Consider the following 9,842-nt stretch of genomic DNA (forward strand, 5'->3'; position numbering starts at 1 on the left):
TAGTAAAAATGGGAAACAAAAAGTTCAGAATAATTGATTTAAGAAGTGATACAGTCACACTACCGACAGAGAAAATGCGAAAGGCAATATTCGAAGCCGAATTAGGTGATGATGTGTTTGAAGAAGACCCCACGGTCAACAGACTGGAAAAGACTGCTGCGGCAATTGTTGGAAAGGAATCAGCATTGCTTGTTTCAAGTGGAACCCAGGGCAATCTTGTCTCTATATTGGCTCACTGTAACCGAGGTGATGAGATAATTCTTGGTAATCTATCCCATACATTTCTGAACGAAGTCGGTGGAATATCAGCACTTGGAGGAATACATCCTCATATTGTATTAAACCAAGAAGACGGCACAATGGATTTAAAAGATATTGAGTCTGCAATAAGAGGAGACAATATACATTATCCAAGGACCCGTCTGATATGTATAGAGAATACGCATAATCGTTGCTATGGTGCCCCTTTGACAGTAGAATACACTAATGCTGTATGCAATCTTGCCCACGGTCACGGTCTAAAAGTTCATCTTGACGGTGCAAGGATATTCAACGCCGCGGTGGCTTTAAATGTTGATGTCAGAGAATTGACCAAAAATGTGGATTCTTTGAGTTTCTGTCTGTCAAAAGGGCTATCTGCACCAATAGGTTCGCTCGTCTGTGGGACAAGTGAATTTATCAAAGAGGCAAGAAGATACAGAAAGATGTTAGGCGGTGGTATGCGCCAGGCAGGAATCATTGCTGCAGCAGGCATTGTGGCTCTTGAAGATATGATTGAAAGACTGTATGAAGACCATAGAAATGCCAGGGTGCTTGCTGAAGGTATATCAAAAATTCCCGGGCTGGCAATAGACCTGAAAAAAGTCCAAACCAATATCATTTATTTTGACCTTATCAGCAATAGAATTAGTGCTCAGGAATTGTTGGGAAAGATGGAAGAGCAGGGTATAAAATTTTTAAGCACCGGTCCTAATCGCTTCCGAATGGTCACCCATTACGGAATAACTGAAGAGGATATAAAATTAACTATTGAATCACTAAAAAAATTACTTTCTTCTTAATTCAAAAAATCTTACTTCATGCTCCAGACCCTTAGGCACAGAAATGCCAATAATTGCGCAATGGTTAAATTTTGGTGATTGCAAAACCTTCACTATTTCCACCTCGCACTTTTCTTTACCATCACGATCAAGACCTATTGCCTTATCACCCTGTTTAGGTATCGGCAATAATTCATATGGTATATATATAATTGAATATTCTTCGGGTCTTTCATCAATTACAAAAATCGCCAGTCCAGGGCATTTTGGAATACATAATAAACAGCCATTGCATTTTTCATAATCCACTTCGGGCAACTCAATTATACTACCCTTTATTGTGATAGCACCTTGTGGACAGGCATCCACACAGGGGTCGCAAGGTATCTTTTCCGGACATTCAATGACCACATAAGGTCTCTTTTTTTTCCTCTCAATTGAAATTTGATTATTCATCACCCTATTATAAATAAAAATTTTTTAGGGTCAAGGTTTTTTAACAATTTCAATAATATCAATTACTGCCTTGTCCATAAGTGCTTTGAAATCGTGGAATAATCTTGGTATCACAATACCTGATAGAACCTCCGCACCTCTGCCCCTTGCTGTTTTCTCAATCTGCCGTATTGCCTGAATGCCACCGAGAAATCTAAAAGGAAATCCCATTGTGACAAAAGGAATAACCTTTTTACCAGAAAGCCCTTCTGATTTTTTTATTACCTCAATAAGCACCGGACAGGCAGAAAAAGCCCAGACCGGACAACCAAACAGAATAAAATCAAAATTTGAACAATCAGGTTCATTTAAAATTTTAAAACTCTGTCCCGGTCCAGTTACTTTAACATCGGTCTTAATACTTATAAGTTCAACATGATGTTTTTCTTTTATTAAACCATTGGCTATACGACTGGCAAACTCCTCAGTCGTTCCGGTAACTGAATAATAAATTATCCCGATATGCATATTACCTCCTTATAAAAAACATTGCGGGTCTTCGGTATAAAAATCATTATTTAATGCATAAGCCAGTGCACGACAGCCAAAACATCCTTCAATTACACAATCTCTACATTTACCTTTAAGATTCTCTCTAATGTTATTCTTGAGAATTTTCAATCTCAACAATATTTCGCCAAAATCATCCTGCAATAAATTACCAATTTTTGTGGGAAATCTTCTACAGGGAAATACATCTCCATTTGGCATCAATGCCATTGATTCTTCACCAAGATTACACAAAGCACCCTTTAATTCGCTGGGGTTCTTTAGGATTATGTGAAACGCCTTGTATTGAATTAGTTCTTTTGGACTGTAGTCAAGATTGACAAATCTTATTATATCATCTATCACAACGAACCATTCATCTCTTTTCAAATATTGAGCTTTTAATAGCAATCCTTTACCCCAAGGAACAAATCTTTCAACAATTACGCCATTAACCTTTAAACTCTTTGCGAGTTGAAGCATTCTATTTAAATTCCGATAATTGTAACTTCCCAGGGTAAACATTAAAATGATTTCTTTGTTTGAGATACGATGGAGACTTTCAACATTCATAATAACCCTGTCAAATACCCCTTTGCCCCTTATTTTATCATTGGATTCCGGGTCGCCTCCTTCAAGCGAAATTTTTATCTCTCTTAATTTTTTCATACAATTTAGTCTTTCGATATTATCTTTATTCAATAACAACCCGTTGGTAATTATATTGAAGGTCTTTATATTATCAATTTCATTAATCGTATCAAGAAGTTTAAAGATATCCTTATATAGAAGCGGCTCACCACCGGTTATATTTATCGTTATCTTCCCACCTTTTAGTCTTTCTGTTATCTTTAATAGAATTTTCTTATTTTCATTAATTTTAAGGTCTTCATCGCGCGAGAAGTCGTCCTGATAGCAATGATAACAGCGAAGATTACAATAGTTAGTTATATGCCATTGGAACCCAAAATTTTGCATTTACTATTTTATCTAAAATTATAACTTAGTCAATAAAATAAACCCGGTAATATCATAAATAAATTATATTTCTATATTGATTTTTTTTTAATCTTAAGTATAATTATATGAGGCAAATGACATGCAATACATAATCACTGGTGCTGTTCTGTTGATTGCCGGTTTGGTCATATTCATTATAGTTATTTTCCAGAGAATGCAGAAAAAAAACGAAGTTTTATCCCAGATTGCAATTCTCACTGATGAACTGGACCGACAGAAACAAGAAAATATCGGACTGAGAAATGAATTGCGTGAAATTATTTCTCAGGATAATATTCTTTTCTCTTCAATTATAAGGCTGACATCAAGATTAGAACCCATTGAAATTGCACGAGAAACCGTTGGTTTTTTAAACAACTACCTGAATGCCCCAAAGATTGCACTATTTTTCCTTGACGAAAAAGAAAAAAGGCTAAACCCGGTTGCCCATCATGGTTTACATGAGAATTGGATTCCCAAACTCGTCTATGATGTTGGTGAAGGCCGAGTGGGTGTGACTGCAGAAAAAAGAATACCGTTAAGTCCAAATGAATCCGAAGTTTTGAGGATTAAAGAACCTTATCCTTTCTATGTCCCCGATATATGCTACCCACTTGTCTATCAAAACAGACTATTTGGTGTAATTGCATTCAACCGCGAACAGCCTCTTGATGAAAGAGAAAAGAATGTGGTCGGCGTGGTCGTAAGAATTGCATCAACTGCCCTCCAGAATACCTTAAGTATGGCAATTATGCGCGACCTTGCATCAATCGACCCACTAACAAAATTATATAACATTGGATTTTTCAGAGATAAACTTGCTGAGGAATTGAATCGTGCAAAGAGATTCCAGCACAATCTTTCAGTTGCAATCATTGACCTTGATAATTTTAAGTATTTTAATGATACATTCGGGCATCAGGCTGGAGATCAACTTTTAATCCGCCTTGCTAATATCTTCAGCAAATATTTCCGCGATACCGACCTTGTTGCAAGATATGGTGGAGACGAATTTATTGTGATGTTTCCTGAAACAAAAAAAGAAGAAGCAGCAAAGATGGTTGCTACTCTATTAAGTAATTTCCGAATGTATGATTTTTCACAGGGAGAGAAAAAAATTGCATTTTCCGCAGGTATTGCAACATATCCTGATGATGGTTTGACACCGTCTGATTTGATAAAGAATGCAGACAAGGCGCTCTATGAAGCAAAGAGTGCGGGTCGCAGCCGGGTTATGATGTTCTACCACAAAGTTGAAAAAATCTAAATCCATTAACAATTCCAATTATGTGAAAAATCTATGGAAGATATAGTAACGGAAATAAAAAAGAAACTAAACACACCAGTTTCTCTTATGGAAGTTTGTGGCACGCATACAATGGCCATTGCAAAAGCAGGTATAAAAAAATTGTTGCCCGAAAATTTAAGACTCCTATCTGGGCCAGGGTGTCCGGTTTGTGTAACACCACAGGAAGTGATTGATTGGACGATTGAACTTGCAAAAAGAAAAGATATAATAATCACTACTTTTGGAGATATGGTCCGTGTTCCTGGAACAAAGCAAAGCCTTGAAATGTATCATCCTATAATTGTTTATTCAGCAAGGGACTCACTAACCATTGCTCAAGAAAATCCCAACAGGAATGTTGTATTCATTGGTGTCGGATTTGAGACCACATCTCCAACTATTGCCGCAACAATCCTCGAAGCCAATGAAAGAAACATAAAAAATTTTTATATTATTCCTGCATTCAAGTTAATCCCACCTGCCCTTGAGTTTATTGCTTGCTCACCACAAATAAAGGTCAATGGTTTTATATTACCCGGGCATGTGTCAACTATCATCGGTTCAAGACCCTATGAATTTATCGCAGAAAAATATCATATTCCAGGATGTATAACTGGCTTTGAGCCGATTGATATTTTAATAGGAATAAAAAAACTTGTTGAGCAGATAATGAAAAAAGAGGCAAGGATAGATATCGAGTACAAAAGAGTTGTGAAACCTGAAGGAAATCCTAATGCTCTACGAATACTTGAAAAAGTCTTTAGACCGGTTGATTCCACCTGGCGCGGTATTGGGAAAATTCCAAAATCAGGTTTAACATTAAAAAAGGAATTTGAGCGATTTGATGCAACAAAAAGATTTGATATAAAAGTTTCAAAGTCAAAAGAACCAGCAGGGTGCATATGTGGTAAAATCTTGCTTGGTGTAAAGATACCCTTAGAATGCCCCTTATTTGGTAAAAAATGCACACCAGGTAATCCGGTCGGCGCCTGTATGGTTTCCTCAGAAGGTTCTTGTGCTGCATATTACAAATACAAAGATTTTCAAATACCTAAAAATCCAAAAACTTGTCCTGATGAAGATCAGGATGCCTAAATACCTAAAAGTTCAAATACTTGTCCTGATAAAAATCATGATACCTGAATATCTATATGAAGACGATTACAAAAGAATTAATTGAGGACTTTTATAAAATGTTAAATCCCTGCCGGCTCTGTCCCAGGGAATGCAAGGTGAATAGACTTGCCGGCGAACTGGGTAATTGCAAGGCTGGTTTTAAACCGAAGGTATCTTCCTATCATCAACATTTTGGAGAAGAATATTGTCTTGTGGGCAGATTCGGTTCAGGGACGATATTTTTTGCCCATTGCAATCTTCATTGTGTATATTGTCAGAATTATGATATAAGTCAGCATGGGATAGGCAGGGAAATTTCCATTGAAAGGCTTGCTGAAATGATGATTGAACTCCAGGCACTTGGTTGTCATAATATAAATCTCGTTACACCAACACCCTGGGTGCCGCAAATTGTAGAAGCACTATCATTAGCCCAGCAAAATAAATTGAAAATTCCAATAGTTTACAATTGCGGTGGTTATGAGTCTATTGAAACACTAAAAATGCTGGAAGGGATAATAGATATTTATATGCCTGATATAAAATATGGGGATAACGAAAAAGGTGAAAAATATTCAAAAGTGCCTGATTACTGGGATGTAGTAAGAAAAGCGTTGAAAGAAATGCACAGACAGGTAGGAGATTTAGTCATTGAAAATGGTATTGCAAAAAGGGGACTTCTAATAAGACATCTCGTTCTACCCAATGGTATTGCCGATTCAAAGAAATGTCTTGAGTTCATAGCAAATGAAATATCAAAAAACTCTTTCGTTAATATTATGGATCAGTACTATCCAGCATTTCGTGCCAATGAATATTTAGAACTAAATCGTAGAATAACACCAAAGGAGTATATGGAGATAATTAAAGATTCCCCTTTTGAAAGAGGGAAAGAGATATACTTATGAATAATTCTGGTGCTAGCCCGGAGAAAAATTTTTTCTTGCAAAAGACATTTCTGGCACTTCAGTATCCTAATTATAAACTCTGGTTCTTTGGGCAGTTAGTATCATTATTTGGAACCTGGATGCAAACAACTGCCCAGGGATTTTTCATTTACGAACTAACCCATTCCCCCGCATACCTGGGCTACATCGGATTTGCTGCTGGCTTGCCAACCTGGCTTTTTATGCTCTATGCTGGCGTAATTGCCGACCGCATTCCAAGAAGAAAAATAATGCTCATTACACAAAGCACAATGATGACATTCGCATTTATCTTAGCAACCCTGACATTTTTGAAAATCGTTCAGCCCTGGCATATCATTTTACTGGCATTAGGTATGGGAACTGCCAATGCGTTTGATGCACCGGCGCGTCAGGCATTTGTACGCGAACTCGTTGAACCCGATGCAATGACAAACGCCATAGCGTTGAACTCGGCAATGTTTAATACTGCAATTGCGATTGGTCCTGCAGTTGGTGGTGTAATATATGCAGCATTAGGACCCGCTTGGTGTTTTACAATAAATGGTTTGACATTCATTGCTGTCATCGGTGCACTTTTATCAATGAAACTAAAAGACCACAATCCAATAAGGAGTACTAATTCTCCTTTATTAGACTTAAAGCAAGGAATAAAATATACATTTAGTCATCCGAGAATAAGGCTTTTAATTCTTACTATTGCTATTATCGCCTTGTTTGGTGCAACATTTACTACATTACTTCCAGCCTGGGCAGTAAAGATACTGAATGGCGATGCCCGAACAAATGGATTTCTTCAGACAGCCCGCGGAATTGGTGCATTGACTTCTGCGCTATTCATCGCCTCACTCGGTATCTTTCATTTTAAGGGAAAACTTTTAACCATTGGCACTTTTTTCTATCCGGTTTTTATCATTCTTTTTTCTTCCACGAATAACTTTACTCTGGCGCTAATATTTTTGTTTGGTGCAGGTATGTCACAGATTTTGATAATGAACCTATGTAACTCTCTCGTCCAATTACAGGTTAATGAAGAAATGCGGGGAAGGGTTATGGGTATCTATACCTTTGTATTCTTTGGATTAATGCCTTTCGGTGCACTCTGGATTGGAACCGTAGCACAATTAGCAGGCGAAAGGATTGCTATATTAATTGCTTCAACAGTTACTATGGTGTACGCAATTTTGATTTACTCTTTCGGTCGTCCACTATGGAAATTGAAATAGCGATATATTAAAATAATCTCATCAAAGACAAAAATCATAATATTATAAAAATTTAAGCAGCAATTGACTTTACATTCTTTCCGAATATAATACTACTTATGATCTATTTGCTATGCCAGACCTGCGGGAAAAAATTCCCTGACAACGAACCACTATGGCAATGTACTTGTGGTGGGATTATTGATATAAAAATAAATTCCCGATTAGCATTTAATAAACTAAAAAAAAGACCACCAGGTATATGGCGATATCGTGAAATTATTCCATTAAAAGAAGATAAAAATATTATAAGTTTTAATGAAGGATTTACACCGCTCATTGAAATCCCGATAGGAAAAAATGAAGTCCTGTTTAAGATGGACTTCTTGTTTCCAACCGGTTCTTTCAAGGACCGCGGGGCATCAGTCCTGGTGAGTAAAATCAAAGAATTGGGTATAAAAAAAGTCCTGATTGATTCTTCAGGTAATGCCGGAAGTGCGGTAAGCGCATATTGTGCAAAAGCCGGAATTGAATGTCTGGTTCTTGTGCCCGAAAATACAAGCGAAGAAAAATTAAACCAGATAAAGGCGTATGGTGCGAAGTTGTATATTGTCCAGGGCGACAGAGATGAAACCGCACGGGTTGCCCTGAAACTTGCGGAGAAGATATATTATGCCAGCCATTATTATAACCCATATTTTGTCCATGGTACAAAGACTTTTGCCTATGAGGTTGTGGAGCAATTAAACTGGCAGGCGCCGGATGCGGTCGTCTTGCCCATTGGTAACGGCACACTCCTATTAGGTGCCTATATCGGATTTAAAGAACTACGTAAACAAAAAATTATAAAAAAGATGCCCAGACTCATTGGCATTCAGACACAGAATTGTGCGCCAATCTACTGGATGTTCAAAAATAAAACAAACCGAATTCCCGAATTGACAATCAAACCTACAATTGCTGAAGGGATAAGCGTTGGGAGACCGCCTCGGGCAGCACAGATTATCTCCGCAATAAAAGAATCAAAAGGGATAATTCTTACTGTTAGTGAGAAAGAAATCAAACAGGCAATTAATGAGATCTATAAATGTGGAATTTATATTGAGCCAACCTCAGCAACCACAGTTGCTGGAGTAAAAAAATATTTGAAGATTGCAAAGAAAAAAGAATTGATTGTATCAACCTTCACCGGCACCGGCTTAAAATCCCATAAATTATGACCCTAATTATCATTGGTTTTATACTTGCCTTTATTTTCATAGTAATCATAGGACAAAAAAATCTCCCATTAGCCCTTTTCTGCGGCACGGTTATTCTTGGATTATTCACAATCCCGCTTATAAATATTGTGAAAATATTTATAAATACAGTCTCGGACATTCCAGTAATCCTTTTAGCATTTGTAGTATTTTTTATACCAATGATTGGCGGATTGATGCGTGAGACCGGACAGATGGATAATATCGTGAAAAATTTAAGAATTGGTAAAAAAGGGATTATGGCGGTTGCGCCAGCAATAATGGGATTATTGCCCATGCCCGGTGGTGCGTTATTCTCTGCGCCAATAATGGAAAAGAGCGGCGAGGGTGTAAATGATGATTTGAAGGTAGCGATAAATATCTGGTACCGGCACCTTTTGATTTTGATCTATCCTTTGAGTTCGGATTTGATTGCCACAACCAAGATCGCAGGATTAAATATCTACAATGCAATTCTATACCTCTTCCCCACTCTGATCATTGCAACAATACTTGGACAGATATTTTTTTTGAATAAAGTCAAGGGTGAAATCTCTTATACCGAAGAATTCTCATTGAGAAATCTTTTAATACCCTTGATCATAATCCTTGTTGCGCCACTTTTAGATTTTGTCTTCCGGAGCTTCAAGATTTTTTCTTTGAAAGAAATTGGAACATTGATTGGTGTGATGACCGGATTCGGACTCGCTATGTTCTTCAGTCCGACAAAAGTTGATTTGAAACAGGTATTTTTAAAAATGAAACCATACCGGTTTTCTTTTATTATTCTGGGGCTTTTTTATTTCCTGAATGTCTTTAAGGTATCGGGTATTGACAAAGTGATTGCCCGAATTCCATTCCCACCGCTTTTATTATGTATCATTGCAGGATTTATTTTAGGTGTTGCCACGGGCAGGGTCCTTTTGCCTTCTTCAATTGTATTTCCGATATTCTTGCTCACCAATCATATTACCCTATTAAACTTTGCTTTAATTTATACCAGTATATTTTTTGGCTATGTCATATCTCCGGTCCATCCCTGTTTG

10 protein-coding genes are annotated in these 9,842 nt (G+C 37.2%); 7 read left to right on the forward strand and 3 right to left on the reverse strand.

The window, feature by feature from the left end:
- Window positions 1–8: 8 nt before the first annotated feature.
- Window positions 9–1,061 (forward strand): low-specificity L-threonine aldolase, encoded by a 1,053-nt coding sequence (ltaE, locus tag ABIL69_08300; protein ID MEO0123984.1) that lies wholly within the window; start codon window positions 9–11, stop codon window positions 1,059–1,061.
- Here ltaE and ABIL69_08305 read toward each other — a convergent pair.
- From ABIL69_08305 to ABIL69_08315, 3 genes are read right to left on the reverse strand one after another with little or no spacing between them, the layout of a single operon-like run.
- A complete protein-coding gene (locus ABIL69_08305; protein ID MEO0123985.1) occupies window positions 1,047–1,496 on the reverse strand; it encodes a 4Fe-4S dicluster domain-containing protein in 450 nt (149 codons plus the stop codon). The two genes, ltaE and ABIL69_08305, sit on opposite strands and share 15 nt — an antisense overlap.
- 30 nt (window positions 1,497–1,526) lie before the next feature.
- Window positions 1,527–2,003 carry a hypothetical protein gene (locus ABIL69_08310; protein ID MEO0123986.1) on the reverse strand — a complete coding sequence of 159 codons (477 nt, stop codon included), beginning with the start codon at window positions 2,001–2,003 and terminating at the stop codon, window positions 1,527–1,529.
- Window positions 2,004–2,012: 9 nt separating this feature from the next.
- Window positions 2,013–3,002, reverse strand: a complete 990-nt coding sequence (locus ABIL69_08315) for a radical SAM protein (protein ID MEO0123987.1) — start codon at window positions 3,000–3,002, stop codon at window positions 2,013–2,015.
- A 121-nt stretch (window positions 3,003–3,123) separates the two neighbouring features.
- On the opposite strand from ABIL69_08315, the gene ABIL69_08320 reads away from it, so the two are divergent.
- The 6 genes from ABIL69_08320 to ABIL69_08345 form a co-directional block, all read left to right on the forward strand.
- Complete coding sequence (locus tag ABIL69_08320; GenBank protein MEO0123988.1) at window positions 3,124–4,290, forward strand: sensor domain-containing diguanylate cyclase; 1,167 nt, start codon at window positions 3,124–3,126, stop codon at window positions 4,288–4,290.
- 33 nt (window positions 4,291–4,323) lie between these two features.
- Complete coding sequence (gene hypD, locus ABIL69_08325; GenBank protein MEO0123989.1) at window positions 4,324–5,406, forward strand: hydrogenase formation protein HypD; 1,083 nt, start codon at window positions 4,324–4,326, stop codon at window positions 5,404–5,406.
- Window positions 5,407–5,462: 56 nt separating this feature from the next.
- Entirely contained in the window at window positions 5,463–6,335 is an 873-nt protein-coding gene (locus tag ABIL69_08330; protein MEO0123990.1) for a radical SAM protein, read from the forward strand.
- Window positions 6,332–7,579, forward strand: a complete 1,248-nt coding sequence (locus ABIL69_08335; GenBank protein MEO0123991.1) for an MFS transporter — start codon at window positions 6,332–6,334, stop codon at window positions 7,577–7,579. Before ABIL69_08330 ends, ABIL69_08335 begins: the two co-directional genes overlap by 4 nt.
- 98 nt (window positions 7,580–7,677) lie before the next feature.
- Complete coding sequence (gene thrC, locus ABIL69_08340; protein ID MEO0123992.1) at window positions 7,678–8,778, forward strand: threonine synthase; 1,101 nt, start codon at window positions 7,678–7,680, stop codon at window positions 8,776–8,778.
- The coding region (locus tag ABIL69_08345; GenBank protein ID MEO0123993.1) for a DUF401 family protein at window positions 8,775–9,842 on the forward strand (1,068 nt) is incomplete at its 3' end. The genes thrC and ABIL69_08345, both read left to right, overlap by 4 nt.

Source organism: candidate division WOR-3 bacterium (genome assembly GCA_039802005.1).
Lineage (GTDB): Bacteria > Hydrothermota > Tepidihabitantia > SM23-42 > JAOAFX01 > JAOAFX01.